This window comes from Xanthomonas sp. F10 (assembly GCF_014206815.1).
In the GTDB taxonomy this organism is placed as follows: Bacteria; Pseudomonadota; Gammaproteobacteria; order Xanthomonadales; family Xanthomonadaceae; genus Xanthomonas_A; species Xanthomonas_A indica.
In genome coordinates, this window is the sequence record NZ_JACHNP010000001.1 from 1,545,177 (window position 1) to 1,569,750 (window position 24,574).

Sequence of the window (24,574 nt, forward strand, 5' to 3'; positions counted from 1 at the left end):
CGCGTCGCCATGCGATGCCCCTCCCCCCGTCGCCGCTGGCGGCGCGCCGGCCTTTTCCTGCTGAGGAGTTCCGCCATGTCCCGTTCCCTCGTCTCGCACCTGCCCGTGGCCACCCTGGCGCTGGCCCTCGCCGCGCCGCTGGCCCATGCCCAGGACGCCAGCGATGCGTTCACGCCCAAGCTCGCCTACACCGGCGAAGGCGCGGTCTCGCTGGATGGCGGCAAGCACCAGGGCAGCGCCTACGCCGGCCAGCTGATGTTCGGCACCGACGTGGACCTGCAACGGCTGATGGGCTGGAACGGCGCGACGCTGAAGGTCTATGGCATCAACCGCCACGGCACCAACCTGGCCAACGGCAACATCGGCAACAGCACCTCGGTGCAGGAAATCTACGGTGGCCAGGGCACCCGCCTGGCCAATTTCACCATCGACCAGAAGCTGTTCAACGACCGCCTGGAACTGGAGGCCGGCCGCAGCGTGGCCAACATCCACTTCCTGGGCTCGGACCTGTGCAACTACTTCCAGGGCAACTCGGCCTGCGGCAACCCCACCTTCGTGTTCCGCACCAGCAACTTCACCTACTGGCCGGTGTCGAGCTGGGCCGCGCACGCCAAGGCCTGGGTGACCCCGAACGTCTACGTCCACGTCGGCGCCTACGAGGTCAACCCGATCCAGGCCGAACGCGGCCAGCACGGCCTGAACTGGAGCACCAACGACCGCACCGGGGTGATCGTGCCCTACGCGATCGGCTACACCACCCAGGCCAGCGGCGCGCGCCTGCCGGCGATGTACGAGATCGGCGGCTGGCAGGACAACTCCGATTACCGCGATCCGCTCAACGACCGCAACGGCAACCCGGCGCGGCTGAGCGGGCTGGACTACGCCAATCGCAACGGCCGCTCCGGCGCGTTCGTGCGCTTCGAGCAGCAGGTCACCCGCCCCGACCCGGACAGCAACCGTGGCCTGGTGCTGTTCGGCTCGGCGCTCAAGGGCACCTCCGGGCAGTTGATCGAAGACCACTTCCTGGAACTGGGCCTGGTCCAGCGCGGCACCTTCGCCAGCCGCCCGCAGGACAACATCGCCTTCGTCGTCACCCAGCAGCACTACAGCGACGACGCCCTGGAAGACCTGCGCCTGGCGCGCGCGGCGGCCGGCGGCAGCGGCACCCCGCACCGCTCCCAGACCATGATGGAACTGAGCTACGGCATCCAGGTGACCCCGCAGCTGCGCATCGCCCCGAACCTGCACTACATCGTGCACCCGGACCAGTTCAACGAGCCGGCGCGCACCCGCGACCTGCCCAATGCCCTGGTGGCGGGGTTGCGGCTGGACTGGGCGCTCTGAGGGGCCGGGATTTGGGATTCGGGATTGGGGATTCGCAAAGGCCGCGGATTGCGGCCTGAGGGGTCGCGTGCAGGCGTGGCGCGCGGTGTGGCGCTGACGGCATGGTACAGACCGGGCCTGCCGTGCGTGATGCCGACATGATTCCTGCTCGATAGCAGCACGTTGAACGCACGAGGCCCCGGCATGCCGGGGCCTCGTGCGTTTTCTTCCCTCTGATTCCGATCGCAGTGGCGCTGCGCCGATCCTTCGGCGTCTGCGGGAGCGAAACGTGGCCGGCGAATCGAGATCCGTTCGATTCCGTGCGAGCCGCCTCCCTGGCGCGGGAGCGGTGACGTTGCCGACACATGCATGATGCCGCCGCCCCGGGGGCGTGAGGATCGGCGGATGCCGTGGCCGGCTATAGGATTTTTCCTACCCTGTAGGGTCAGGACCGGGAGCGCGCGAACGATGTCATGGATGACAATCGTCATCACCGCATCGCAGAATCTGGATGCAGTCTCCACCGAAGCTACATCGACGTATGTGAACGTACTGACTTCGCGGCCGCCGATTACGACGGTTTTCCCACATCCCCGTTGCAAGCATTCGCGTCATGCGCATCCTGGTTGCCGAAGACGATACGTCCATTGCCGTTGCATTGCGCGACTCGCTCGCCGAGTGCGGGCACGTGGTGGACCATGTCAGCGACGGTGCCGCCGCCGAACGCGCGCTCGGTAGCGAAAGCTATCAGTTACTGGTCCTGGACCTGGGCCTGCCACGCCGCGACGGGCTGCAGGTACTGCAGCGCCTGCGCGCCCGCCGCGACGAGATCCCGGTGCTGGTGGTGACCGCGCGCGACGCGGTGGAAGACCGTATCCGCGCGCTCGACCAGGGCGCCGACGACTACCTGATCAAGCCCTTCGAACTGTCCGAGTTCCTCGCCCGCACCCGCGCGCTCCTGCGCCGCAGCAGCAGCGGCGGGGTGCCGGAACTGGTGCTGGGGCAACTGCGCATCAACCTGGCCGGGCGCCGGGTGTGGCTGCAGGACCAGCCGCTGGACCTGACCGCACGCGAGTTCGCGCTGCTGGAGACCCTGTTGCTGCGCAGCGGGCGCGTGGTCAGCCGCAGCCAGCTGACCGAGGCGCTGTGCGACTGGCAACACGAAATCACCGACAACGGCCTGGACATCTCCATGCACCGCCTGCGGCGCAAGCTGCATGGCGCCGGCGTCGGCATCCGCACCATCCGCGGCCTGGGCTACCTGCTGGAGGAGTCGCGCGCCGCCTCACCGGCCGCCGACCACGCACAGATCCCGCAGTGAGCGCGACCACCGCCGCGCACGCGCCGGCCTACCGCCATCCCAGCCTGCGCCAGCGACTGCTGGCGTTCCTGCTGATTCCGACCGTGCTGCTGATGCTGGTGGTGTCGGCGCTGTTCTACCTGCTGATGCTCAAGTACACCAATCACGTCCACGACATGGACCTGAAGGAGGACACCCAGGGCCTGGCCAACGCGGTCAACGACCCCGGCGAGCGCATGCCGCTGACCCTGCAGGCGCGGCAACTGCTGGAGTACAGCAGCGATGGCCGGGTGTTCTTCAAGCTGGACAGCCGTCGCCACGGGGTGATCAGCGGCAGCACCCAGCCGATTCCGATGCACCCGGATCCGGCCGAGGTCGGCCGGGTGATGCTGTACGACGACCGCATGGACAACGGCGTGCCGGTGCGCGTGGCCAGCCTGTTGCTGCCCTCGGCGCTGGAGCCGGGCGACTGGCTCACCGTGTCGGTGGCCGAGACCCTGGACGACCGCCATCGCCGCGCCCGCGAGATCCTGGTGCTGATGCTGCCGACCGAACTGCTGCTCACCTGTTCCCTGCTGGTGCTGGTCTGGCACGGCGTGCGGGTCGGCCTGCGCATGCTGGAGCCGGCGGTGCGCCGGCTCGACGACAGCCAGCGCGACCTCAGCCCGGTGTCCGGGCCGGACATCCCGGTGGAGATCCTGCCGCTGACCCAGGCCATCGACGGCCTGCTTGGCCGCCTCAAGCACATGATGGCGCTGCAGGAACGCTTCCTCGCCGACGCCGCACACCAACTGCGCACGCCGCTGGCCGGGCTGAGCATGCACGTGCAGCGCGCCCAGGCCAGCCAGCGCCCGGGAGACAGCGCACAGGCGCTGCAACACATCCGCCAGCTGACCGACCGCGCCACCCGCACCTCCACCCAGTTGCTGGCGCTGACCCGCACCCAGGCGCCGCGCGAGAGCATCCGCCCACTGCTGCCGCTGGACCTGGCGCAATGGCTGCCGCAGGCCCTGGCCGAGCGCATCCCCGACGCGCTGCACGCCGGGGTGGACCTGGGCTACGACGGCGGCGATGACGACACGCCCGCCTGGGTGGCCGCCGATGCCTATGCGCTGCGCGAACTGCTCGACAACCTGCTGGACAACGCCTTCCGCCATGCCGCCGGGCGCGTGGTCACGGTCAGCCTGCGGCGCGAGCCGCAGTCCGTGCGCCTGGCGGTGGACGACGCCGGCAGCGGCATCGACGAGGCCCTGCTGCCGCGCCTGGGCGAGCGCTTCTTCCGTGCCCCGGACGCGCCCGAAGGCGGCACCGGCCTGGGCCTGGCGATCGTCGCCAACATCGCCGCCCGCCACCACGCCACGCTGCGCTACCGGCGCTCGGCGCTGGGTGGCTTGCGTGCGGAGCTGGACCTGCCGGCCGACGCGGAGCCGCAGGCATGAACCGGATCCGCTTTCGCCCGGCCAGCGTGCTGGGGCTGGCCGCCGCGCTCGCGCTGACGGGCTGCGCCAGCCAGCCCATCCCCGACCTGCGCCAGCCGTCGCTGCCCGCACAGTGGAGCAGCGCGACGCCGCAGGCGGCCGCGACGCGCCCGCCGGGCAGCGCCTGGTGGCAGGATTTCCACGATCCGCAGCTCGACGCGCTGGTCGCGCAGGCGCTGCGGGACGATCTCGAGGTCGGCCAGGCGCTGGCACGGCTGCGCGCGGCGCGGCGGCTGGACGCGGTCGCCGACGCCACCCTGCGGCCGCAACTGCGCGCGCGCACCGAGGACCCGATCGACCCGGACGCCAGCGCCTCGTTCCTGGTCGTGGGTGTGGATTCGGAGTGGGAGCTGCCGCTGTTCGGCCGCGGCGAAGCCACCAACCGCGTGGCCCGCGGCGACCTGCAGAGCGCCCAGGCCAACCTGGCGCAGGTGCGCGCGGCGACGATCTCCGACGTGGCGCACAACTGGATCGACCTGCGCCACGCGCAGCAGGCCGAACGCCTGCTGCAGGACATCGCCAGCGCACGCCAGCGCCAGGCCAGCCTGCAACAGACCCTGGTCGACCTGCATCTGGCCGCGCCGGCCACCGCCGCACAGGCGCAGGCCGCGGCGCTGCAGGCGCAGGGCGCGGTGAACGAGCCGCGCGATGCCGCCGCCGCCGCGGCGCGGCGCCTGGCGGTGCTGCTGGGCCGCGACACGCCCGACCCGGCATGGAGCGCGGCCGCGGCCACCACCGCGCCGGGACAACTGCAGATCGCCGCGGTCGACAGCGTGCCGGCCGACCTGCTGCGGCGACGCCCGGACATCGCGGCGCACGAGGCCGAGGTGATCAGCGCCGCCGGCGCGCTGGGCATCGCCCGCGCCGACCGCTACGGCAGCATCGGCCTGGGCGGCGCGATCCGCTGGTCGACCAGCCTGCTGAGCCACCGCCGCACCGCCACCCACGGCATCGCCTCGTTCGGCCCGGTGATCGACATCCCGCTGTTCGACTGGGGCATCCGCCAGGCCAGGGCCAAGGCGCGCGGCGACCTGCTGGAAGCGGCCACCCTGGCCTACCGGCAGACCGTGCTGGACGCGGTCAACGAGGTCGAGACTGCGCTGACCACGCTGGAGCAGCAGCGGCGCAACACCGAGACCCAGCAGCAGGTGCTGCAGGCGCAGCAGCAGGTCGCCGAGGCGGCGCAACAGCGCCGGCGGCTGGGCCTGGGCAGCGATCTGGACGTGGCCACGCAGCAGGCCGCGCGCGACCAGGCGGCGCTAGAACTGCTGGAAGCGCAGCGCCAGCGCGACCTGGCCTACGTCGCCCTGCACACCGCGCTGGGCAGCGCCACCGCGCCGATCCCCGGCGCCGGTCACGGCAGCGACCGCAAAGGCGCGCAGCCCTGATGGTCGCGCTGGCCCGCCAGACCCTGCGCTACGAGTGGCGCCGCTTCCTGCCGGTGGTGGTGTCGGTGGGCTTCGCCAGCCTGTTGCTGCTGCTGCAGACCGCACTGGTGCTGGGCATCTTCGGCAGCGCCAGCGTCTATGTCTCGGGCTCCGACGCCGACCTGTGGCTGGGCTATCCCGGCACGCAGAGCGTGGACCAGGGCCGCGCCATCGATCCGGACGCGGCCGCGCCGCTGCACCTCGACCCGCGGGTGGCGCAGATCGAGCCGTTCATCTGGTTCGACGGCGACTGGCGCGGCCCCGGCGACACCGGCGCGGTATCTGTCTACATCTCCGGCATCGACACCCGCGACGGCGGGCTGATGTTCTCGCGCCTGCTCAGCCCCGCCCTGCGCGCGGCGCTGCGCGAACCGGACACCGTGGTGGTGGACCGCGCGGAACTGGACAAGCTCGGCGTCGGCGTCGGCAGCAGCGCGCGCATCAACGGCCACCGCGTGCGGGTGATCGGGGTCGGCCGCGGCCTGCGCGCGCTGGGCGGCGTCAACGTACTGGCCTCGCTGGACACCGCGCGCGCGCTCAACAGCGACACCGCGCATCCGGACTGGCCGACGTACATGGTGGCCAGGCTGCGCCCCGGCGCCGACCCGCAGGCGGTGGCGCAGGCGATCGACGGCGCAATCACGCGGCCACGCGTGGAAGCCTGGAGCGCCGACGATTTCGCCCGGCGCAGCATCCTGTTCTGGATGTTCGACACCGGCGCCGGCTCCGGCGTGCTGTTCCTCGGCGGCATCGTGCTGCTGGTCGGCGTGGCCATCACCAGCCAGACCCTGCTCGGCACGGTGCTCGGCGCCGCGCGCGAGTACGCCACGCTCAACGCGCTGGGCGTGAGCATGCGCAACCTGCGCTGGGTGGTGCTGGAACAGGCGGCCTGGGTCGGGGCGCTGGGCCTGATCGGCGCCAGCGCGCTGGGCGCGGCGCTGGTCGCGCTGGCCCGCGCGCACGACGTGCCGGTGGCGTTCAATGCCAGCGGCTGGGGCCTGTGCGTGTGCGCGGTGATGCTGCTGACCGTGGTCTCGGCCCTGGCCGCGCTGCGCGGGCTGCGCCGCGCCGATCCGGCGTTGCTGCTGCGATGAGCCGCATCGTCGCCCCCGCCGCGCTGCACCCGGCCGCCGCCACGCTCAGCGGCAGCGGCCTGTGCAAGAGCTTCGTCTCCGGCAGCCTGCGCACGCCGGTGCTGCGCGACGTGGAACTGCAGGTGTGGCCGGGCGAACTGACCCTGATCTCCGGCCCGTCCGGCTGCGGCAAGAGCACCCTGCTGTCGATCCTCAGCGGCCTGCAGCGCGCCGACGCCGGCCAGGTGCTGGCGCTGGGCGAGGCGCTGGGCACGCTCGGCGCCACCGCACTGGAGCAGTTCCGCCTGCGCCATACCGGCTTCATCTTCCAGGGCTTCAACCTGTTCCCGGCGCTGTGCGCGCTGGACCAGGTGCGGCTGCCGCTGCAGTACATGGGCCTTGCCCCCGCCGAGGTGCGCAGCCGCGCCGAAGAGGCGCTGGCCGAGGTCGGCATCGCCCACCGCCAGCACCTGCGCCCAGCCGAGCTGTCCGGCGGCGAGAAGCAGCGCGTGGCGATCGCCCGCGCGCTGGCCAAGCACCCGGCGCTGCTGTTCGCCGACGAACCGACCAGCGCGCTGGATGCCGGCAACGGCCAGATCGTGATCGACCTGCTGCACCGCATCGCGCGCCGCCACAACACCATGGTGCTGTGCGTGAGCCACGACCCGCGCCTGATCCGCCACGCCGACCGCGTGCTGTCGATGGAGGACGGCCGCATCCTCGACGACCGCCGCGTGAACGCGCCGCCCTCGCCCCTGCCCTCACGGAATCCCGCACCATGAAAGCGTTCGCCGCCGCGCCCCTGCTGAGCCTGCTGCTGGCCGCATGCGCGCCATCGGACCGCACGCCGGCCCCGGCGCCGGCCGCCGCCCCCGCCGCCTACCTGGCGGTGGCGCGCGGCCGCATCGACGTGGAGGGCGGCGTGCTCAAGCTCGGCCTGCCGGTCGCCGCGACCCTGCGCGAGGTGCCGGTGCACGAGGGCGACGCGGTGCAGAAAGGCGCCTTGCTGGTCGCCGGCGACGACCGCGCCGCCGCGGTCGACCTGGACATCGCCCGCACCCGCGCGCAGGCCGCGGCCACCCACCTGAAACAACTGCAGCAGCGCCTGCAAAGCGCCCAGCAGAAGCAACGGCGGCTGGCCGAGGCCGCGCGCCTGGGCGCCAGCGACGGCCAGAGCGCCGACGACGCCAGCGACGCGGTGCAGAGCCTGGTCGACGCGCTGGACACCGCACGCAGCGATGCGGCCCTGGCCGACGCGCAGGTGCGCGCGGCCGAGCTGCAGCGCGCGCAGTACCGGCTGCAGGCGCCGGTCGCCGGGCGCGTGCTGCAGCTGTCGGCCGCGGTCGGCGCACGCAGCGAGGCCAACGCGCCACTGCTGACCCTGCTGCCGGACGCCCCGCGCCTGGTCCGCGCCGAATTGAACGAAAGCTATGCCGGCAGCGTCACTCCGGGCATGGCCGCCGAGGTCATCAGCGACGACGGCCGCCAGACCGTGCTCGGCCAGGCGGTGGTGCGCTGGCTGGCGCCGGCCTACGGCCCCACCCAACTGCACGACGACGCCACGCCCGCCGGCAACGATCGCAGCGTGGCCTGCGTCCTGGCCTTCACCCAGCCCTCGACCCTGCGCATTGGCCAGCGCGTGCTGGTACGCTTCCGCAATCCGGCCGCGGCCAAGCACTGACCCCTTCGCCGCGGCGGCGGCGAAAGGCTGCTGAAACGCGCAGCGGCCACCCTGCACGGATTGCCGAGACTGCGCAGCCGCGCCCATTCCAATGATCGAATCTGCCGAGTTCCACTTCGAAGGCGGCCGCAACGGCGTGCTGCTGATCCACGGCCTGACCGGCACGCCCAGCGAGATGCGCCTGCTCGGCAAGAGCCTGAACCGCGAAGGCTTCAGCGTCCACGGCGTGCAGCTGGCCGGCCACTGCGGCGACGAGGACGACCTGCTGGCCACCAGTTGGCGCGACTGGTACGCCAGCGTCGAGGCCGCCGCCGCGCGGATGCGCCCGCAGGTCGACCGGCTGTTCGTGGCCGGGCTGTCGATGGGCGCGCTGCTTGCGTTGCGCCTGGCCCAGGAGCGGCCGCAGTGGGTGGACGGCGTCGGCGTGCTCGGCGCCACCTTCCGCTACGACGGCTGGAACATCCCCAAGCGCGCGCGGCTGGCGTTCCTGCTGCCGTGGTTCAAGCGCCTGGGCATCGGCAAGCGCCGCATGTTCCTGGAAGAACCGCCGTACGGCCTGCGCGACGAGCGCATCCGCGCCCAGGTCAGCAGCGCCATGCTCGGCGGCGACAGCAGCGCCGCCGGCCTGCCCGGCAATCCGTGGCACGCGCTGGCCGAGATGTACCTGCTCTCGCGCGACGTGCGCCGCAACCTGCCCAAGGTGGTCGCGCCGTGCCTGGTCGCGCACGCGGCAGAGGACGACATCGCCGACCTGCGCAACGCGCGGCTGGTGATCGCCAACGTCTCCGGGCCGACCGAACTGCTGCTGCTGCACGACAGCTACCACATGATCACCCTGGACCGCGAACGGCGCGTGCTCGGCGCGCGCCTGGCGCAGTTCTTCGCGGCGCTCACCGCCCCGCAGCAGGCCGCCGCCTGATGGCGATGACCGGCTCGGTGGTGGCGATCTGGCTGGCGACGGTGGCGCTCGACACCGCCGGCCAGTTGGCCTTCAAGTACGTCGCCAGCCACCCGCAGGGCACCGGCATGGCGCGCTGGCAGCACATGGCGCGGCAGCCGCAGCTGTGGTTCGGCGTGGCCTGCTACGTGTTCGAATTCCTCGCCTGGACCGCGTTCCTGTCGCTGGTGCCGCTGGGCCGCGGCGTGCTGCTGGGCTCGATCAACATCGTGGCGATCATGCTGGCCGGGCGCTGGCTGTTCGGCGAACGCCTCGGGCGCATGCAGGTGGCCGGCATCTGTCTGGTCAGCGCCGGCGTGGCCGTGGTGGGGCTGGGCTCATGAGCCGGCCGCCGCTGCATCGCTACGCGGTCGGCTTCGCCCTGCTGCTGAGCTTCGACACCCTGGCCCAGATCGGCTTCAAGCTGGCCGGCACCCACGCGTTTCCGCCGCAGGCCGAACTGGCCTGGGTGCTGCGCCTGCTGGGCAGCCCGTGGCTGTACGCCGCGCTGCTGGGCTACGTCGGTGCGTTCTTCACCTGGATGAAGCTGCTCGAGCACGCGCCGATCGGCCCGGCCTTCGCCGCCTCGCACCTGGAGGTGGTCAGCGTGATGCTGCTGTCGGCCTGGTGGTTCAACGAACACATCGGCCTGTTGCAGGCGCTGGGCGCGGCGCTGATCGTCGCCGGCATCGTCTGCCTGGCGATCGGCGAACGCGCGGATCCCGCCGATGCGCATTGAGGTGCCGCCGACCGCGGGCCTGCCGCTGCAGTGGCGCGACCTGTGGCCAGGCCGCCCGCGCACGCGGCTGGCCACTGCGCTCGGCCTGCCGCAGGCGCTGCTGACCTGCTCCGGCACCGCCGCGCTGATCGTGGCGCTGCGCACCCTGACCGCGGCCAGCCGGCGCCGGCAGGTGCTGGTGTCGGCCTACACCTGCCCGCTGGTGGCGCTGGCAGTGGCGCACTGCGGCCTGCAGTTGGTGTTGTGCGATCTGCTGCCCGGCTCGCTGGAACTGGACCCGGCGCAGTTGGCGCAACGCTGCGGCAGCGACACCCTGGCGATCATCGCCACCCACCTCGGCGGGCGCCTGACCGACCTGGCGCCGCTGCGCCGCGCCGCCGAAGGCTGCGGCGCGTTGCTGATCGAGGACGCGGCGCAGGCGCTGGGCGGCGTGCACCCCGACGGCCGCCCGGCCGGCCTGGGCGGCGACATCGGCTTCTGCAGCCTGGCCGCCGGCAAGGGCTTGACCCTCTACGAAGGCGGGCTACTGATGTCGCGGCATGCGCCGCTGCAGCGCAGCCTCGCCGACACCGCCGCACGCCTGGGCCAGCGCGACTGGCGCTGGGAACTGCGCCGCAGCCTGGAACTGCTCGGCTACGCCGCGCTGTACCGGCCGCAGCCGCTGCGCTGGGCGTACGGCGCACCGGTACGCCGCGCACTGCGTCGCGGCGACCGCGTGGGCGCGGCCGGCGACCGCTTCGGGACGGCCATCGCCCAGCATGCCGTCGGCGCCTGGCGCGAAGGCGTCGGCGTGCGCGCCAGCGCGCGCTGGCCGGCGTTCCTGGCGCAGATCCGTGAGCAGGGTCGGCGCCGCAGCGCACGCCTGGCCGGCATTCCCGGCCTGACCGTGATCGCCGATACCCCCGGCGCCCAGGGCAGCTGGCCGATCCTGATGGTGCTGCTGCCCGAGGCGGCCGCGCGCGAATCGGTGCTGGCCGCACTGTGGCCGCGCGGGCTCGGCGTGGCGGTGCCGTTCGTGCATGCCCTGCCCGATTACGATTACCTGGACGGCATCGTCGAGCGCACGCCGATGCCCAACGCCCGCGACTTCGCCGCACGCTGCCTGAGCATCAGCAACAGCCCCTGGCTGGACGAGGCGCGCTTCGAGACCATCGTGGCCACGCTGCAGGCGGCCTGCGCCGGCACGGTCGGACCGGCGCCGCTGGATGTCGATCTGGTGCATGCCGCTGCGCCGAGCGCTTGATCGAGCGACGGGCGGCTTCGCCAGCGTCGCGATGACAATGCGCCGCTCGTGACGACGGGAAGCATCCTGTAGGAGCGGCTTCAGCCGCGAGGGCATTACCGGTAACGCCTCTCGCGGCTGAAGCCGCTCCTACACACCGACAAGGCCGCGCTAGCCGACGCTGGACGCGTCCAACGCCGCCAGCAACCGCAGGTTCAATGTATGCTGCTGCGCCTGCCACGCCGACAGATCCGCCGGCGACGGCTCGGGCTGCGCGTCCAGCGCCGCCAGCTTGCGCTTCCACCATTGCGGGTAATGGGCCAGCGAGACTTCGCCGGTGATGTCGCTGCCGCACACCTGGCCGCGCAGCGCGTCGATCGCCTGCAGCAACTGCGGCACGCGCAGCTGGCCCTGGTCCCAGTTGGTACGCACGTCCTGTGGATCCAGCACGTCCTTGTCCAGCGACAGATAGGTCGGCATCGGCGTGCGCCGCAGGTGTTCGACGAAGGCGTCGCTCAGTTCGCTTACGCTGGCGAAGCCGCGCACCGCCTGGCCCAGCCCCAGCCATCGCGCCCAGCCCACGTCCACGCCACTGCACCAGTAACGCAGCTTGCCGCGGTACAGCGGCAGCAGATGGTTCTCCCAGGCATGGCCAGGGCCGACGTCGCTGGAAGTGATGCCGGCCACCTCGACCTGCGCCACCTGCGGCAGCGCGGCGATGCGCCGCACCCACGAGCCGCAGTGCACCCCGAACGGGAAGCGCATGTTGTCCGGATGGTTGTCGAACACCACCACGCGCAACGGCGCCTGCGCGCGCTGCGCCAGGCGCACGATCAGCGGCAGGCTCAGGTGATGGAAATCGCCGCTGCCCAGCAGCACGGTGCCGTACTGCGCCGGCAGCGCCTGCTCCAGCGCCGCGCCGAAGCGGCGCAGCCGCGCCATCGAGCAGGCGAAGCGCAGGCCGTCGCACCAATCGCGCATCGGCAAGCGCACGGCAGCGGGCACCGCGCCCAGCGAATCATCGAGATCGAGCAGGACCGGAGTGCGCATCTCAGTCCTCCTCGGCGGCATCGGCCGCCGGCCCGACGTCGTCGGATTCGAACAGCGGCCGCAACCGCCGCAGCAGCGCGCGCAGCAGCGGATTGCGCAGGTACACCGCATGCCAGGTGTAGGTGAAGCTGGCGCCGAGTTGGGCCTTCACTTCCGGGTCCGTCCAGCCGGCGACATAGGCCGTCAGGCCGTGGCGGCAGGCATAGTCGAGGTTCTCGATCCAGCTCAACGCGTACAGGTTGTGCTCGCGCGCGTCCGGGTAATGCAGGCCGATGTACTTGTCCAGCAGCCGGCCCTGGTGCACGTAGCAAAGGTTCCAGCCGATGATGCGGCCCTGGTGCCGGTACACGAACACCTGCCCGCCGGACTCGGCGTCGGTCAGCAGCGCGTCGAAGAACGGCTGGGTGAGCAGGTCGAAATGGATCTCGCTCTGCGCATACACCTCCTGGTACAGCGCATAGCAGTGCGCGCGCAGCGCCGGGTCGGCGAAGGCCGGGCCGGTCGGCAGCACCTCGATCTCCAGATCGGCGCGCGAGCGCAGCTTGCGGCGGATGTTGCGCCGGCGCCCGCGCGAAAGTCGCGCCAGGTACTCGTCGGTGGAGGCGAAGTCGATCGGCACCCAGGCCAGCGCCTGCCCGCGCAGCAGCACATAGCCATTGCGCTCGCAGGCGTCCAGGAACGTCTGCGCCCAGGAGTTGTCGGCGTCATCCAGCAGCGGCGAATGCTGCGCCACGTCCTTGACGATCAGCAGCGCGCGTTGCCGCCCCAGTTGCGCGCGCCATTGCCGCGGCAACTGCGCCGGGTCGGCCGCGCGCGGCAGCCAGGCGTATTCGCTGACGGTGCTGCCGACGAAGCTGGTGCGCGGCCGCAGCAGGCGCTGCCACAGCCGCTGCAGCGGCAACCGCGCCACCTTCGCGCGCAGCGCCGGTTCGGCGGTGGTGAGCAGGTCGAAATCGGCCTCGAAGGCCGGCACCCCGTGCTCCAGGGGCTGGATCAGGAAACCGGCCGGCGGGTGCTGCAGGAACTGCCGCTGCAAGGCCTGCGGCTCGAGTTGGTTGACGAAAGGCATCTGCAAGATTGATCGTCTAGCGTGGAGAATGGATGCTGCGGCCCAGGCCGCAGCGTGCGATCCACCGGCGGCGGGCGCCGCACGGTGGCCCTTCATTTCGCGGAGCACTGCCATGACCCCGTCCATCGAGTCGCAAATCCACAGCATCGTCGCCAAGCATGGCGAGATCGACCCGGCGCGCCTGACCCCCGATGCCAAGCTGCAGGACCTGGGCGTGGATTCGCTCGAGGCCATCGAAATCCTGTTCGACATCGAGGAACACTTCGACATCACCTTCCCGCAGCGCGACCCGAACCTGGACGACGGTTCGCTCGGCAAGCTGGTGCAGGCGGTCGAGGACGCGCTGGCGGCCAAGGCGGCCAGCGCGGCGCAACCGGCGCACTGACCCGCCATGGGCGCCTCTCCGCACGCGCGGCGCGTCGTCATCACCGGCATGGGCGCGGTCAGCGCGCTCGGCCTCGGCGCCGCGGCGCTGTGGAGCGCGATGCGCGAGGGCCGCAGCGGCATCGCCGCCCTGCCCTCGCCCGATCCGCTCAGCACCCTGAAGATGCGCCTGGCCGCGACCCTGCCCGGGTTCGCGCCCGACGCCACGCAGACCGGCGGCATCGCCCCCGGCCAGCTCGATCGCATGACCCAGATGGCGTTGGTCGCCGCCCAGGAAGCGATCGTCCAGGCCGGCCTGCCGCGCGACGATGCCGCGCTCGGCGCGCGCTGCGCGGTGGTGGTCGGTACCGGCGTCGGCGCCGAACTCAGCCGCGACGAGCAATCGCGCCGGCTGTACCGCGACCAGGCCGAACGCCTGCATCCGCTGACCATCGTGCGCAGCATGGCCAACGCCCCGGCCAGCCAGATCAGCATCGCCTTCGGCCTGCGCGGCCCGGCCTTCGCCGTGTCCAGCGCCTGCGCCTCGGCCAACCACGCCTTCGCCCAGGCCGTGCTGATGATCCGTCACGGCCTGGCCGACGTGGCCATCGCCGGCGGCAGCGAAGCCTGCCTGAGCCTGCCGCTGATCCGTGCCTGGGAAGCGATGCGCGTGGTCAGCGACGACACCTGCCGGCCGTTCTGCGCGCAGCGCAGCGGCTTGGTGCTGGGTGAAGGCGCCGGGATGTTCGTGCTGGAAAGCGCCGAACACGCCGCTGCCCGCGGCGCACGGCCGCTGGCGGAACTGGCGGGATTCGGCATGAGTTCCGATGCCGGCGACATCGTCGCGCCCAGCGTCGACGGCGCCGCCACAGCGATGCGCCTGGCGCTGCAGGATGCCGGCCTGGCGCCGGAACAGATCGACTACATCAACGCCCATGGCACCGGCACGCAGGCCAACGACCGCTGCGAGACGCAGGCGCTGCGCCAGGTATTCGGCGCGCATGCCGAGACGCTGGCGGTGAGTTCGACCAAGGCGGTGCACGGCCACGCGCTCGGCGCGGCCGGCGCGCTGGAACTGGTGGCGGCGCTCGGCGCGCTGCGCGAGCAGGAGGTCCCGCCCACGGCCAACTTCCTCGATGCCGATCCGCAATGCGATCTGGACTACGTGCCCAACCAGGCGCGCGCCCGCCATGTGCAGGCGGTGCTGAGCAATTCCTTCGCCTTCGGCGGACTCAATGCGGTGATCGCGCTGCGCGCGGCGGGCTGAAGCGCCCGCCGCCGCGGCGAACGGCGGGAGGCAACGCGAACCGCGCGCGTCGTCTCCCGCCCGGCTCATGCGACCTGCTTGGCGCGGGTCAGCAACTGGTCCAGCAAGGACAGGCCCAGGTCGATCTCTTCGTGGCTGATGTGCAGCGACGGCGCCAGCGTGATCACGTTCTTGTAGTAGCCGCCCACGTCCAGGATCAGGCCGATGCGCTTGCCGTTGTGGCGCAGCTCGCCTTCCAGGCCCATGTCGACCATGGTGTCGAGCAGCTTGCGGTTCGGCGTGAAGCCGTCCGCCTGGCAGATTTCCGCACGCAGGGCCAGGCCCAGGCCGTCGACGTCGCCGATTTCCGGGTGACGCTTCTGCAGGTCGCGCAGGCCGTCCAGGAAGTGCGCGCCCTTGGCCATGACCATGGACTCGTAGTCGGTCTCGGCCAGCATGCGCATGGTCTCCAGGCCGACCGCGGTGCCCAGCGGGTTGGAGGCGAAGGTGGAATGGGTCGAACCCGGCGGGAACACGGTCGGGTTGATCAGCTCCTCGCGCGCCCAGATGCCGGCCAGCGGATTGAGGCCGTTGGTCAGCGCCTTGCCGAACACCAGCACATCCGGGGTCACGCCGAAATGCTCGATCGCCCACAGCTTGCCGGTGCGGAAGAAGCCCATCTGGATTTCGTCGACCACCAGCAGGATGCCGTACTTGTCCAGCACCCGCTTCAGGCCGGTGAAGAAGTTCGGCGGCGGGATCACGTAGCCGCCGGTGCCCTGGATCGGCTCGACGTAGAACGCCGCGTACTCGCACTGCCCGGCCTTGGGATCCCACACGCCGTTGTACTCGGTCTCGAACAGGCGCTCGAACTTGGCCACGCACTGCTCGCCGTACTCTTCCTTGGACATGCCCTTGGGGCCGCGGAAGTGATACGGGAATTCGATGAACTGGGCGCGGTCGAAATGGCCGAAGCGGCGGCGGTAGCGGTACGACGAGGTGATCGCCGAGGCACCGAGGGTCCGGCCGTGGTAGCCGCCCTCGAAGGCGAACACCAGGCTCTTGCCGGCGCTGGCGTTGCGCACCAGCTTCAGCGAGTCTTCCACCGACTGCGCGCCGCCGACGTTGAAGTGCACGCGGCCCTTGCGGCCCCACTTGCGCTCGGCGTCGACCGCGATGGTCTTGGCCAGCTCGATCTTGGTCGGGTGCAGGTACTGGCTGGCGACCTGCGGCAGGGTCTCGATCTGGCGGGTCAGCGCCTGGTTCAGGCGCGGATTGGCGTAACCGAAGTTGACCGCCGAGTACCACATCTGCAGGTCCAGGTACGGCACTTCTTCGGTGTCGTACAGGTAGCTGCCGTCGCAACGGCCGAAGATGCGCGGCGGCTCGCTGTAGTGCACGGTGTCGCCGTAGGAGCAGTACTGGGATTCGTCGGCCAGCATCTGCGCATCGCTGAGCGCGCGCTGGTGGTCGGCACCGGTGCGCAGCAGCGCCTCCGGATCGGGCGCGGCATCGCCATGCAGCGGTGCGAGCGAGGAAAGCGAAACATTCCGGTTCATCGGGATCAGGCTCGTTGGGTGACGGGAAGCGGGAAGGACACGGCGGCCGTGGCCGGCACGGCCAGGTCGGGCAGCAGGGCGATGGCGTCGTCGAAACCGGTGATCGCGCAGTGGGCGATCCCGTTGGCGCGGCAATGGCGCAGCAGACCGTCCTTGGCGAACACCAGGTCGGCCTTGCCGGCCAGGCAGAAATCGGAGCGGCCGTCGCCGATCAGCAAGGTGGCGCGCTCGGGCGGCTGTTGCGCCATGACCGCGCACTTGCAGGTGCCGCTGGGGCAGTCCGGCCGCGCATGCGGCGAGGCCATGCGCCATTCGCCGGCGTCGGTGCGCAGCAGGCGGTTGGCGATGATCGGCAGATGGTGCAGGCCGTGGCGGGCCAGGATCCGGGCGATACCGTAGTCCAGGCCGTCGCTGACGATGCTCAGCGGGATGCCCAGGCGCTCGGCCTGCGCGACGAAGCGCACGAAGGCCGGGTCGATCCGCACCGCATCCAGCACCCGGTGCAGCGCATCGACGTCGCCGTCGAGCAGCGCGACCTGCTTGCTCATGCACTCGCGGGCGCCGATCCGACCGGCGACCCAGTCGTCCTCCAGCGCCTGCCAACCGGGGCGCCCGAGGTGCTCGAGCAGGCTGTCGGTCACGTCCTGCAGGGACACGGTACCGTCAAAATCGCAAAGGATGTTCCATTGGGCGCGCAAGGTGGCTCTCCGGCTGATGGGGCAGAGCCTAGGCACGCTGTCTTTCGCACTCCTTTCGGCGAGGCGAAAGAAAGCGGAGCGTTCACATTGGGCGTGGTAGGCCGGCGGGACAGCCCCCCTACGCTTTAATCCGGGATGCCCAGCACAGAGACCTCGCCGGCCGAGCGGACAGGCGTGTGCGCTTGCAAGATGCAGAGAGCGCGTCGGCGAAGGTGAGCCAGTCACCGTCCTGGAGCCAGCCAACGCATGTGGCCACCTGTTGCCGGGCGAATGACGCTGCGTGTTCGACGGTCGAAACGCGCTGGATCGTGAGCGGATCCAGGCAGGCGTGTCGTTACACGACAAACCATCCGGTCGGGTACTGCTCCACCATGAACTCCACAAACGCCTTGACCTTCGGGCTTTGCAGGCGACGCGACGTATGCATCACCCAGAGCTGGGTGTCCTTGCCGGCGACGCCCCAGGACACGAGCTCCCCAGTGTCCAACTGGGTTCCGATGATCGACTGCGGCAACAGGGCGACCCCCGCACCCGCCACGACGGCATCGCGGATCGACAGCAGCGAAGACAGCGTGAGCACTGGCTGCGGCTCATAAGCGACCTCCCCCTCTACGGACCAGACGTCTCCTTCGCGATGGGTCCGCATGACGACCGCAGGAACAGGAGCGGGCCCGCCAGAATGCGCTGCAGGAATCCGTAGCGACGGGGCCGCTGCGAGGATCAGCCTGTCTTTGGCGAAGCACCTGCCGACTAGGCCCCCTTCCTCTCTTGGGTTGACACGGATGGCGACGTCGAAATGCTCCTCGACCAGATCGGCCAACCGGTCTTCCGCAACGACCTCGATCTGAACGTCCGGATGTAGGGCCCTGAACCGCGCAGCCAGCCGACCGAGCGCGACCTGCGAGAACAGCTGCGGTGCGGCGACGCGAAGACGTCCACGCGGCCCGGTCAAGCCTTCCCGCGCCGTCATGACCGCCTCGACGATCTCACGCATCGGGCCAACGGTCTGGGACAGCAACAGCGTTCCGGTCTCCGTGAGTACCAGGCTTCGGCCCCCTCGTTCAAGGAGGCGAACCCCCAGGGCATTTTCGAAGTCGGCGAGCCGTCGCGAGAGGGTGGCCTTCGAGCGGCCGCTGGCGCGGCTGGCTTTGCCAAAGCCGCCGTGAGTCGCCACGAGCTGGAAATCCTGGAGGGCGTCGAGATCCATATTCGTCCCATATATGAGACGAGCAGTCTATGTTTTTCCGCCTGTGATTCGCAAATGAAACGACCTACAGTTCATTCGCACCCACCAACCCACCCATCAAGGAGTACTCGCTATGACCATCCTCGTCACTGGCGCAACTGGCCGCGTCGCCGCCACGTCGTCGCACACCTCTCCCAGCGTGGCGCAAGCGTCCGCGTTCTGAGCCGCGACCCTTCCAAAGCCGCATTCGGCACCGATGTCGACGTGGTCAAAGGCGATCTGCTGGACATCGACTCCCTGCGCCACGCGTTCTCCGGGGTCAAGACGCTCTTCCTCCTGAACGCGGTGACCGGCGATGAGTTCACCCAAGCGATCATCACCCTCAACGTTGCGCGAGAGATGGGCGTCGACCGGGTCGTCTATCTGTCGGTGTTCGATGCCGACCGCGCGGTGAACGTGCCGCACTTTGCGGTGAAGTACGGCGCCGAACGGATGCTGGAAGCGCTGGACTTCAGTGCCACGATCCTGCGGCCGACCTACTTCATCGACAACGAGGTCATGATCAAAGACGTCGTGAAGAACTACAACGTCTACCCCATGCCCATCGGCTCCAAGGGCGTGGCCATGGTCGACGCTCGCGACATCGCCGAAGTCGCCGCGATCGAGCTGATTCGCCGTGATCAGGCGCCCGGCAAGCTCCCGATCGAGACGATCAACATCGTCGGCCCCGACACCCTGACCGGCGCGGACGCGGCTGCCATCTGGAGCGAAGCGCTCGGCCGCCCGATCGCCTATGGCGGCGATGATCCGAGCGGCTTCGAAGCGAACATGGCCAGTTTCATGCCGACGTGGATGGCCTACGAAATGCGGGTCATGGCCGAGCGCTACGTCAGCGATGGCATGCTGCCCAACGCGGGCGACCGCGAGCGGCTGGTCGAACTGCTTGGGCGTCCCCTGCACTCCTATCGCGGCTTCGTCGCTGCGCTTGCCGGTTGACGCCCTCGCACGGCTCGGAGGCTGGAGTTCCAGACGTGGAACTCCAGAACCTCGTCCTGATCAGGCATCGTCACAGCAGAGGCCAGCAGCAAGTAGAACGCGGCAAGTGCACGCCCCAACGTTTCTGGTCCTGGAGTCACCGGATCGGTCGGGCCTTCGTTGAATGCGGTCACCCGGCCCAGCGGGTCGTCGTCCAGTTCGACCACGGGGCGAGATTGCCCGGTGCGGTCGGCGCGCCCAGGTCGCCGACCGGGTCGGAGGCAAAGCCCACCGCAACCCATCGCGGCGGACCCAGCCAGAGCGCACGATTTTGCGCGTAGACCGTGAGCGGGTGTGGACTTTTCCGAAGTCCCGATGCGCCCCTGCTCGCGCGGGAGCGGATCACGCGCAGACGTGATGCGCCATCGTCAGGAAGGCTGGGCGCGCTGAGCGGCCGCGTCCCAGACCTGCATGACCTCGGTCACCGCGCTGTCCAGGGCGGCCGACGTCAGGCCATCCCGGGCCAGGGTGGACAAGCCCACCAGAAAGCTCCCGAACACCATCGCCAGCGCGCGCACGTCGGTACCGGCCGGCAACTCGCCCGACTCCACCGCGCGCGCGACGCATGCGGCGATGCCCTCGCGCGTGCGAGCGCGCGCCTTGGCCAGCATTTTTTGCACGTGGGCATGCTCGGGCGAACAGACGGCAGCCGACAACACCATCAGGCAGCCCCTGGGGTGGCCGCGTTCGCTTTGCATCTTGGCCGAGCGGCGCAAGGTCAGTTCGATGGCCTGGCGTGCCGGAACGCTCGGGTCCCACAAGCTTTCCTCCACGCGCCCGTGCGTGGCCAGGTAGTGCGCCACGACCTCCTTGAACAGCGCCTCCTTGGAGCCGAACGCCGCATAGAAGCTGGGGGCCGTGATGCCGCCGCCCATGCCGGCCTTGAGCTGGGCCAGCGAGGTGGATTCGTAGCCATGCTCCCAGAAGATGTGCATGGCCTGATGGATGGCCTCGTCACGGTCGAAGCTGCGGGGGCGGCCCATTTGCGCCATGGTGAACTCCTCTGGGGACGAGATAAATACTAGTCGATATAAAAGTCGTTGACGAGCGGCGCAGCGCATCGCTACATTTGTATCGATCGATATGTAACTAAACCACCTCACGCGGCGCTGGGTCGACCGGCCGCCTGTCCCTTCTCCCCCAACCTCCCAGGGAAGTGATGCGATGACTGACATTATCTTGCCGCCACGCAAGGGGGCGGCACGCCCCGCCGATGCCGGACGACTGCCGATCGCGGCGCTGCTGGCCCTGGCCATGACCGGCTTCATCTGCATCGTGACCGAGACCCTGCCCGCGGGCCTGTTGCCGCAGATCGGTGAAGGGTTGGGCGTGTCCCCATCGCTCGCGGGGCAGATGGTCACCGCCTATGCCCTGGGATCGCTGCTGGCCGCCATTCCCCTGACCATCGCCACCCGCGGCTGGCGGCGGCGCAACGTGCTGCTGCTGACCATCGTGGGGTTCCTGGCCTTCAACTCCGTCACCGCGCTGTCTTCCAATTACTGGTTGACGTTGGCGGCGCGCTTCTTCGCCGGCACGGCGGCAGGATTGGCCTGGAGCCTGCTGGCAGGCTACGCGCGCAGGATGGTCCAGCCGCACCAGCAAGGGCGTGCCATGGCCCTCGCCATGGTGGGAACACCCATCGAGCTCTCGCTGGGGGTGCCACTGGGCACCTAGCTCGGGGCCCTCGCCGGTTGGCGCACGGCATTCGGCATCATGTCGCTGCTGACGCTGGCGCTGATCGTCTGGGTGCAGGTGAAGGTGCCCGACTATCCGGGCCAGTCGGGCCGCGACCCGATGCCGCTGCGCCGTGTCTTCACCACGCCCGGCGTGCGCCCGGTGCTGGGCGTGGTGATCGCCTGGATGCTGGCCCACAACATCCTCTATACCTACGTGGCACCGTTCGTGGCGCCCGCAGGCTTGGCCGCCAAGGTGGACAGGGTCCTGCTGCTGTTCGGGCTCGCTGCGCTGGTGAGCATCTGGATCGCCGGTCGCTGGGTCGATCGCCGTCTGCGCGCGGGTGTGCTGATCAGCCTTGCAGCATTCGCCCTGACGGCGCTGGCGCTCGGGCTATGGATGGCGTCGCCCCTGGTCGTCTACGTGGGCGTGGCCATCTGGGGGTTGACGTTCGGTGGTGCCGCCACGTTCCTGCAAACGGCCCTGGCCGATACCGCGGGCGATGGCGCCGATGTCGCCCTGTCGATGAACGTGGTGGCCTGGAACGGCGCGATCGCTGGCGGCGGCCTGTTGGGTGGCGTTCTTCTGGATACCCAGGGCGTCGCTTCCCTCCCCTGGGCGGTCCTGGCGTTGCTTTGTGTCGGCTGGCTACTGGCCTGGTCGGCTCGCGCGCGGGGATTTCCTTCCGGTCCTCGGTCGTCCAACGTGGCGGTGGCGGGGCATTGAGACGCCCTTTGGTTGAAACGGCTGGCGTGTGCTTCGGTCAGTCCGTGGACGCTGGCACCTGCTGTGGGGCTGCTACACCCCCTGCCCGATGGTGCCCGGAGCCGGAATCGAACCGGCATGGGGTCGCCCCCGGCGGATTTTAAGTCCGATGCGTCTACCAGTTTCGCCATCCGGGCCTGGTGCCGCGTAGCGTGCCTGATCGGGCGGCGCTTGTGAACCGTGGGCGATGCCGATCCTTATGCTTTCCGAATCGGGGCACGGCACGCGGAGACCGGCACGTCCGGACGACACCACCGCAAAGTCCCCAGCAATGCCGCACGGCGGCACTGGGGACACCAACGGCACAGGACGCGCGGCACTCAGATCGCGCGCGAATAGCGCGCCGGCTGGTCCGGCTGGCGCAGGTAGCGGTCGAAGCACATGGCGATCAGGCGCAGCAGCGGGCGGCCGCGAGCGGTGGCCTGGACCACGCCGTCGCGGTCGTCGGCCAGGCCGTCCGCGCAGAGCGGCGCCAGCGCGCGCAGTTCCTCGCGGAAATAACTGGCGAAGTCGATGCCGTGGCGCTGCGCCAGTGCCGCCACGTCCACCCGCCCCTGGCACATCAGCTGCTGGATCAGCTCGGCGCGCAGGGCGTCGTCCGCGCTGAGCTGCAGGCCGCGCAGCACCGGGCTGTCGCCGGCGTCCACCGCCGCTTCCCAGGCCGGCAGCTCGCGCTGGTTCTGGCTGTAGCTGGCGCCGATGCGGCTGATCGCGCTGACGCCCAGGCCCAGCAGGTCGGTCTCGGCGTGGGTGGTGTAGCCCATGAAGTTGCGGTGCAGGCTGCCTTGCCGCTGTGCGCGCGCCAGGTCTTCCTGCGGCAGCGCGAAGTGGTCCATGCCGATGTACTGGTAACCGGCCGCCGACAGCCTGCGCACTGCCAAGCCGAGCAATGCCAGCTTCTGTTCGGCGTCCGGCAGGTCGGCGTCGGCGATGCGCCGCTGCGCCTTGAACAGCTGCGGCATGTGCGCGTAGCCGTAGACCGCCAGGCGGTCCGGGCGCGCGGCGATCACCGTGTCCAGGGTTTGCTCGAACCCGGCCAGGGTCTGCCGCGGCAGGCCGTAGATCAGGTCGACGTTGACCGAGCGCATGCCGTGCACGCGGCAGGCACGCAGGATGTCCAGGGTCTCGTGCACGCCCTGGCGGCGGTTGATCGCCTGCTGCACCAGCGGGTCGAAATCCTGGATGCCGAGGCTGGCGCGGTTGAAGCCCAGCTCGGCCAGTGCGGCGATGTCCTGCGGCGTCACCGTGCGCGGGTCCAGCTCGATGGACATCTCGCGGTCCGGCGCTTGGCTGAAGCGGAACAGGCCGCGCAGTCCCTGCACCAGCTCGCCCAGCAACTCGGGAGCGAGGAAGTTGGGGGTGCCGCCGCCCAGGTGCAGTTGCACCACCTCGCGCTCGCCCTCGAGACACGCCGCCATCATCGCCGCCTCGCGCAGCAGCCGCTGCACGTAGGCGCGGCCGCGCTCTGGGTCGCGGGTGATCACCCGGTGGCAGCCGCAGTAGAAGCAGGGACTGCGGCAGAACGGCACGTGCACGTACAGCGACAGCGGCCGCCGCGGATCGCTGGCCTGGACCGCGGCGAACAACTGCGCCGGGCCGAAGCCGGTCTGGAAATGCGGCGCGGTCGGGTACGAGGTGTAGCGCGGGCCGGGACGGTCGTAGCGGCGCAGCAGGTCGGCGTCGAAGGTCCAGGCGGCGGAGGGATCGGGCGCGGTAAGGATGTCCATGGATCCAGCATGCGCGACGCCCGGCGCGGCCGCCTTGACCTGGATCAATCCGCGCACGCGGCCGGCAGCGGCGACACCGGCTCGAACGGACGCCAGCTCATCTGGTGGCGGCGCCAGAAGGTCTCGGCGATGCGCTGGGCGATGTCGTCGGCCAGCAGGCGCATCGGCTGATTGGTCAGCTCGGCGGTGGTGGCGCGGAACAGGCCCAGCCAGCGCTGGAACAGCAGTGCGCTGAGTTCGCGCATGGCCATGTGCCGGGGCATCGGCGCACCGTGGAAGCGGCGGGTTCCGCGCAGCATCGCCGACCAGAAATCGCACAACTGCTGCTCGTGCGCGTCCCAGTCCTCGATGTGCGCGGCGAACACCGTCGACAGATCGGCGTCGGCGCGGACGCGGCGGTAGAACGCCTCGACCAGGGCCCGCACCTCGGCCTCGCTGCACAGCTCCGGCCCAGGCAAGGGCATCCCCACGATCTCGTCCTGCATGCTGGCTCCGCGTCGCTCGACGCCCACCAGTCTCCACGCCGCCACTGCGACGGCCTTGATCAGGATCAATGTCGGGCCGGCCTTCGCTGCCTAGTCTGCAGCTGCGGCATGCGCCGACGCCGGTGTCGACGGGGGATCGGCGGCCAGGCGGCTGGCAGGCGCGGCGACGTGTGGCGCCGCTGCCTTGGCGCATGCCGCACCCTCCTTTCGCGATGGAATCCACCGTCATGGCTTCTCCCGACGATCCGCTGCTCGACCCGCTCGATCCCGGCACGCCGCGCCCGCTGGTGCAGCGGCTGGGGGTGATCCTGTGGCCGAGCTTCCTGGTCGCCGGGGCCATGAGCGTGCTGTTCTTCGCCCTGGTCGATCCGCTGGCGCTGCGCGACATCACCTTCCCCGGCCGCCAGCTGAGCCGCGAACTGGGCTATACGGTGGGGTTCTTCATGTTCTGGCTGGCGACGCTGGCCTCGAGCCTGCTGACCGGCTTCCTGTTGCGTCCGGCGCCGCACGGCGACGACGCCGCGCCGCTGTCCTGAG

General features: G+C 70.4%; 22 protein-coding genes, 1 tRNA gene and 2 pseudogenes. 16 read left to right on the plus strand and 9 right to left on the minus strand.

The features are described from left to right. Window positions 1-75: 75 nt before the first annotated feature. The 11 genes from FHR56_RS06830 to FHR56_RS06880 all read left to right on the plus strand — a co-directional run bounded on the left by FHR56_RS06830 (window position 76) and on the right by FHR56_RS06880 (window position 11,201). Entirely contained in the window at window positions 76-1,344 is a 1,269-nt protein-coding gene (locus tag FHR56_RS06830) for a carbohydrate porin (RefSeq protein WP_160947425.1), read from the plus strand. Window positions 1,345-1,936: 592 nt separating this feature from the next. Next, on the plus strand, window positions 1,937-2,644 hold the full coding sequence (locus tag FHR56_RS06835; protein ID WP_160947424.1) for a response regulator: 708 nt from the start codon (window positions 1,937-1,939) through the stop codon (window positions 2,642-2,644). Continuing rightward, the gene (locus tag FHR56_RS06840) at window positions 2,641-4,062 is read left to right on the plus strand and encodes a sensor histidine kinase (RefSeq protein ID WP_160947423.1); all 1,422 of its coding nucleotides are present in this window, start codon (window positions 2,641-2,643) and stop codon (window positions 4,060-4,062) included. The genes FHR56_RS06835 and FHR56_RS06840 overlap by 4 nt, the downstream gene beginning before the upstream one ends. Further along, complete coding sequence (locus FHR56_RS06845) at window positions 4,059-5,489, plus strand: efflux transporter outer membrane subunit (RefSeq protein ID WP_160947422.1); 1,431 nt, start codon at window positions 4,059-4,061, stop codon at window positions 5,487-5,489. The genes FHR56_RS06840 and FHR56_RS06845 overlap by 4 nt, the downstream gene beginning before the upstream one ends. Further along, the gene (locus FHR56_RS06850; RefSeq protein ID WP_160947421.1) at window positions 5,489-6,622 is read left to right on the plus strand and encodes an ABC transporter permease; all 1,134 of its coding nucleotides are present in this window, start codon (window positions 5,489-5,491) and stop codon (window positions 6,620-6,622) included. The genes FHR56_RS06845 and FHR56_RS06850 overlap by 1 nt, the downstream gene beginning before the upstream one ends. Beyond that, window positions 6,619-7,383, plus strand: coding sequence for an ABC transporter ATP-binding protein (locus tag FHR56_RS06855; protein ID WP_160947420.1), 765 nt, complete (start codon window positions 6,619-6,621; stop codon window positions 7,381-7,383). Before FHR56_RS06850 ends, FHR56_RS06855 begins: the two co-directional genes overlap by 4 nt. After that, entirely contained in the window at window positions 7,380-8,282 is a 903-nt protein-coding gene (locus tag FHR56_RS06860; RefSeq protein WP_160947419.1) for an HlyD family efflux transporter periplasmic adaptor subunit, read from the plus strand. The genes FHR56_RS06855 and FHR56_RS06860 overlap by 4 nt, the downstream gene beginning before the upstream one ends. A gap of 91 nt (window positions 8,283-8,373) precedes the next feature. Continuing rightward, a complete protein-coding gene (locus tag FHR56_RS06865; RefSeq protein WP_160947418.1) occupies window positions 8,374-9,201 on the plus strand; it encodes an alpha/beta fold hydrolase in 828 nt (275 codons plus the stop codon). Further along, on the plus strand, window positions 9,201-9,563 hold the full coding sequence (locus tag FHR56_RS06870) for an EamA family transporter (RefSeq protein ID WP_010342593.1): 363 nt from the start codon (window positions 9,201-9,203) through the stop codon (window positions 9,561-9,563). The genes FHR56_RS06865 and FHR56_RS06870 overlap by 1 nt, the downstream gene beginning before the upstream one ends. Continuing rightward, window positions 9,560-9,958, plus strand: a complete 399-nt coding sequence (locus FHR56_RS06875; RefSeq protein ID WP_160947417.1) for a DMT family transporter — start codon at window positions 9,560-9,562, stop codon at window positions 9,956-9,958. The genes FHR56_RS06870 and FHR56_RS06875 overlap by 4 nt, the downstream gene beginning before the upstream one ends. Continuing rightward, a complete protein-coding gene (locus FHR56_RS06880) occupies window positions 9,948-11,201 on the plus strand; it encodes a DegT/DnrJ/EryC1/StrS family aminotransferase (RefSeq protein ID WP_160947416.1) in 1,254 nt (417 codons plus the stop codon). Before FHR56_RS06875 ends, FHR56_RS06880 begins: the two co-directional genes overlap by 11 nt. A 150-nt stretch (window positions 11,202-11,351) precedes the next feature. Here the strand turns inward: FHR56_RS06880 and FHR56_RS06885 are convergent, their stop codons facing one another. Further along, a complete protein-coding gene (locus FHR56_RS06885; RefSeq protein ID WP_160947415.1) occupies window positions 11,352-12,230 on the minus strand; it encodes a hypothetical protein in 879 nt (292 codons plus the stop codon). 1 nt (window position 12,231) lies between these two features. Then, the gene (locus FHR56_RS06890) at window positions 12,232-13,299 is read right to left on the minus strand and encodes a GNAT family N-acetyltransferase (protein WP_160947414.1); all 1,068 of its coding nucleotides are present in this window, start codon (window positions 13,297-13,299) and stop codon (window positions 12,232-12,234) included. Between the two features lie 112 nt (window positions 13,300-13,411). Here FHR56_RS06890 and FHR56_RS06895 point away from each other — a divergent pair, with 112 nt between their 5' ends. Further along, entirely contained in the window at window positions 13,412-13,684 is a 273-nt protein-coding gene (locus FHR56_RS06895) for an acyl carrier protein (RefSeq protein WP_160947413.1), read from the plus strand. Between the two features lie 6 nt (window positions 13,685-13,690). Next, on the plus strand, window positions 13,691-14,929 hold the full coding sequence (locus FHR56_RS06900; protein ID WP_160947412.1) for a beta-ketoacyl-[acyl-carrier-protein] synthase family protein: 1,239 nt from the start codon (window positions 13,691-13,693) through the stop codon (window positions 14,927-14,929). Between the two features lie 65 nt (window positions 14,930-14,994). Here FHR56_RS06900 and FHR56_RS06905 read toward each other — a convergent pair whose 3' ends face one another. The 3 genes from FHR56_RS06905 to FHR56_RS06915 all read right to left on the minus strand — a co-directional run bounded on the left by FHR56_RS06905 (window position 14,995) and on the right by FHR56_RS06915 (window position 18,372). Continuing rightward, window positions 14,995-16,467 (minus strand): aminotransferase class III-fold pyridoxal phosphate-dependent enzyme, encoded by a 1,473-nt coding sequence (locus FHR56_RS06905; RefSeq protein WP_160947411.1) that lies wholly within the window; start codon window positions 16,465-16,467, stop codon window positions 14,995-14,997. 5 nt (window positions 16,468-16,472) lie between these two features. Next, window positions 16,473-17,165: an MtnX-like HAD-IB family phosphatase gene (locus FHR56_RS06910; RefSeq protein WP_160947410.1), complete on the minus strand. Its 693-nt coding sequence runs from the start codon at window positions 17,163-17,165 to the stop codon at window positions 16,473-16,475. Window positions 17,166-17,499: 334 nt separating this feature from the next. Beyond that, on the minus strand, window positions 17,500-18,372 hold the full coding sequence (locus FHR56_RS06915) for a LysR family transcriptional regulator (RefSeq protein ID WP_160947409.1): 873 nt from the start codon (window positions 18,370-18,372) through the stop codon (window positions 17,500-17,502). Between the two features lie 112 nt (window positions 18,373-18,484). Between FHR56_RS06915 and FHR56_RS06920 the strand changes: the two are divergent. Continuing rightward, window positions 18,485-19,347 (plus strand): annotated as a pseudogene (locus FHR56_RS06920) (NmrA family NAD(P)-binding protein). Window positions 19,348-19,754: 407 nt separating this feature from the next. Here the strand turns inward: FHR56_RS06920 and FHR56_RS06925 are convergent. After that, the gene (locus tag FHR56_RS06925) at window positions 19,755-20,378 is read right to left on the minus strand and encodes a TetR/AcrR family transcriptional regulator (RefSeq protein ID WP_160947408.1); all 624 of its coding nucleotides are present in this window, start codon (window positions 20,376-20,378) and stop codon (window positions 19,755-19,757) included. A gap of 262 nt (window positions 20,379-20,640) precedes the next feature. Here FHR56_RS06925 and FHR56_RS06930 point away from each other — a divergent pair. Continuing rightward, window positions 20,641-21,786 (plus strand): annotated as a pseudogene (locus FHR56_RS06930) (MFS transporter). Between the two features lie 89 nt (window positions 21,787-21,875). Here the strand turns inward: FHR56_RS06930 and FHR56_RS06935 are convergent. The 3 genes from FHR56_RS06935 to FHR56_RS06945 form a co-directional block, all read right to left on the minus strand. Next, window positions 21,876-21,962, minus strand: a tRNA-Leu gene (locus FHR56_RS06935). A gap of 183 nt (window positions 21,963-22,145) precedes the next feature. After that, window positions 22,146-23,552 carry an oxygen-independent coproporphyrinogen III oxidase gene (hemN, locus tag FHR56_RS06940; protein ID WP_184502446.1) on the minus strand — a complete coding sequence of 469 codons (1,407 nt, stop codon included), beginning with the start codon at window positions 23,550-23,552 and terminating at the stop codon, window positions 22,146-22,148. 44 nt (window positions 23,553-23,596) lie between these two features. Continuing rightward, window positions 23,597-24,037, minus strand: a complete 441-nt coding sequence (locus tag FHR56_RS06945; RefSeq protein ID WP_184502447.1) for a group III truncated hemoglobin — start codon at window positions 24,035-24,037, stop codon at window positions 23,597-23,599. 227 nt (window positions 24,038-24,264) lie between these two features. Between FHR56_RS06945 and FHR56_RS06950 the strand changes: the two genes are divergently transcribed. After that, a complete protein-coding gene (locus FHR56_RS06950; RefSeq protein WP_184502448.1) occupies window positions 24,265-24,573 on the plus strand; it encodes a hypothetical protein in 309 nt (102 codons plus the stop codon). The last annotated feature ends 1 nt before the right edge of the window (window position 24,574 follow it).

Excerpts from the sequence above, each read along its gene's own strand:
- FHR56_RS06885 (WP_160947415.1), bottom strand. The coding sequence starts at position 12,230 with ATGCGCACTCCGGTCCTGCTCGATCTCGATGATTCGCTGGGCGCGGTG.
- FHR56_RS06875 (WP_160947417.1), top strand. The coding sequence starts at position 9,560 with ATGAGCCGGCCGCCGCTGCATCGCTACGCGGTCGGCTTCGCCCTGCTG.
- FHR56_RS06835 (WP_160947424.1), top strand. The coding sequence starts at position 1,937 with ATGCGCATCCTGGTTGCCGAAGACGATACGTCCATTGCCGTTGCATTG.
- FHR56_RS06845 (WP_160947422.1), top strand. The coding sequence starts at position 4,059 with ATGAACCGGATCCGCTTTCGCCCGGCCAGCGTGCTGGGGCTGGCCGCC.
- FHR56_RS06950 (WP_184502448.1), top strand. The coding sequence starts at position 24,265 with ATGGCTTCTCCCGACGATCCGCTGCTCGACCCGCTCGATCCCGGCACG.
- FHR56_RS06880 (WP_160947416.1), top strand. The coding sequence starts at position 9,948 with ATGCGCATTGAGGTGCCGCCGACCGCGGGCCTGCCGCTGCAGTGGCGC.
- FHR56_RS06865 (WP_160947418.1), top strand. The coding sequence starts at position 8,374 with ATGATCGAATCTGCCGAGTTCCACTTCGAAGGCGGCCGCAACGGCGTG.
- FHR56_RS06915 (WP_160947409.1), bottom strand. The coding sequence starts at position 18,372 with ATGGATCTCGACGCCCTCCAGGATTTCCAGCTCGTGGCGACTCACGGC.
- FHR56_RS06900 (WP_160947412.1), top strand. The coding sequence starts at position 13,691 with ATGGGCGCCTCTCCGCACGCGCGGCGCGTCGTCATCACCGGCATGGGC.
- FHR56_RS06905 (WP_160947411.1), bottom strand. The coding sequence starts at position 16,467 with ATGAACCGGAATGTTTCGCTTTCCTCGCTCGCACCGCTGCATGGCGAT.
- FHR56_RS06855 (WP_160947420.1), top strand. The coding sequence starts at position 6,619 with ATGAGCCGCATCGTCGCCCCCGCCGCGCTGCACCCGGCCGCCGCCACG.
- FHR56_RS06830 (WP_160947425.1), top strand. The coding sequence starts at position 76 with ATGTCCCGTTCCCTCGTCTCGCACCTGCCCGTGGCCACCCTGGCGCTG.
- FHR56_RS06860 (WP_160947419.1), top strand. The coding sequence starts at position 7,380 with ATGAAAGCGTTCGCCGCCGCGCCCCTGCTGAGCCTGCTGCTGGCCGCA.
- FHR56_RS06850 (WP_160947421.1), top strand. The coding sequence starts at position 5,489 with ATGGTCGCGCTGGCCCGCCAGACCCTGCGCTACGAGTGGCGCCGCTTC.
- FHR56_RS06890 (WP_160947414.1), bottom strand. The coding sequence starts at position 13,299 with ATGCCTTTCGTCAACCAACTCGAGCCGCAGGCCTTGCAGCGGCAGTTC.
- FHR56_RS06870 (WP_010342593.1), top strand. The coding sequence starts at position 9,201 with ATGGCGATGACCGGCTCGGTGGTGGCGATCTGGCTGGCGACGGTGGCG.
- FHR56_RS06925 (WP_160947408.1), bottom strand. The coding sequence starts at position 20,378 with ATGGCGCAAATGGGCCGCCCCCGCAGCTTCGACCGTGACGAGGCCATC.
- FHR56_RS06895 (WP_160947413.1), top strand. The coding sequence starts at position 13,412 with ATGACCCCGTCCATCGAGTCGCAAATCCACAGCATCGTCGCCAAGCAT.
- hemN (WP_184502446.1), bottom strand. The coding sequence starts at position 23,552 with ATGGACATCCTTACCGCGCCCGATCCCTCCGCCGCCTGGACCTTCGAC.
- FHR56_RS06945 (WP_184502447.1), bottom strand. The coding sequence starts at position 24,037 with ATGCAGGACGAGATCGTGGGGATGCCCTTGCCTGGGCCGGAGCTGTGC.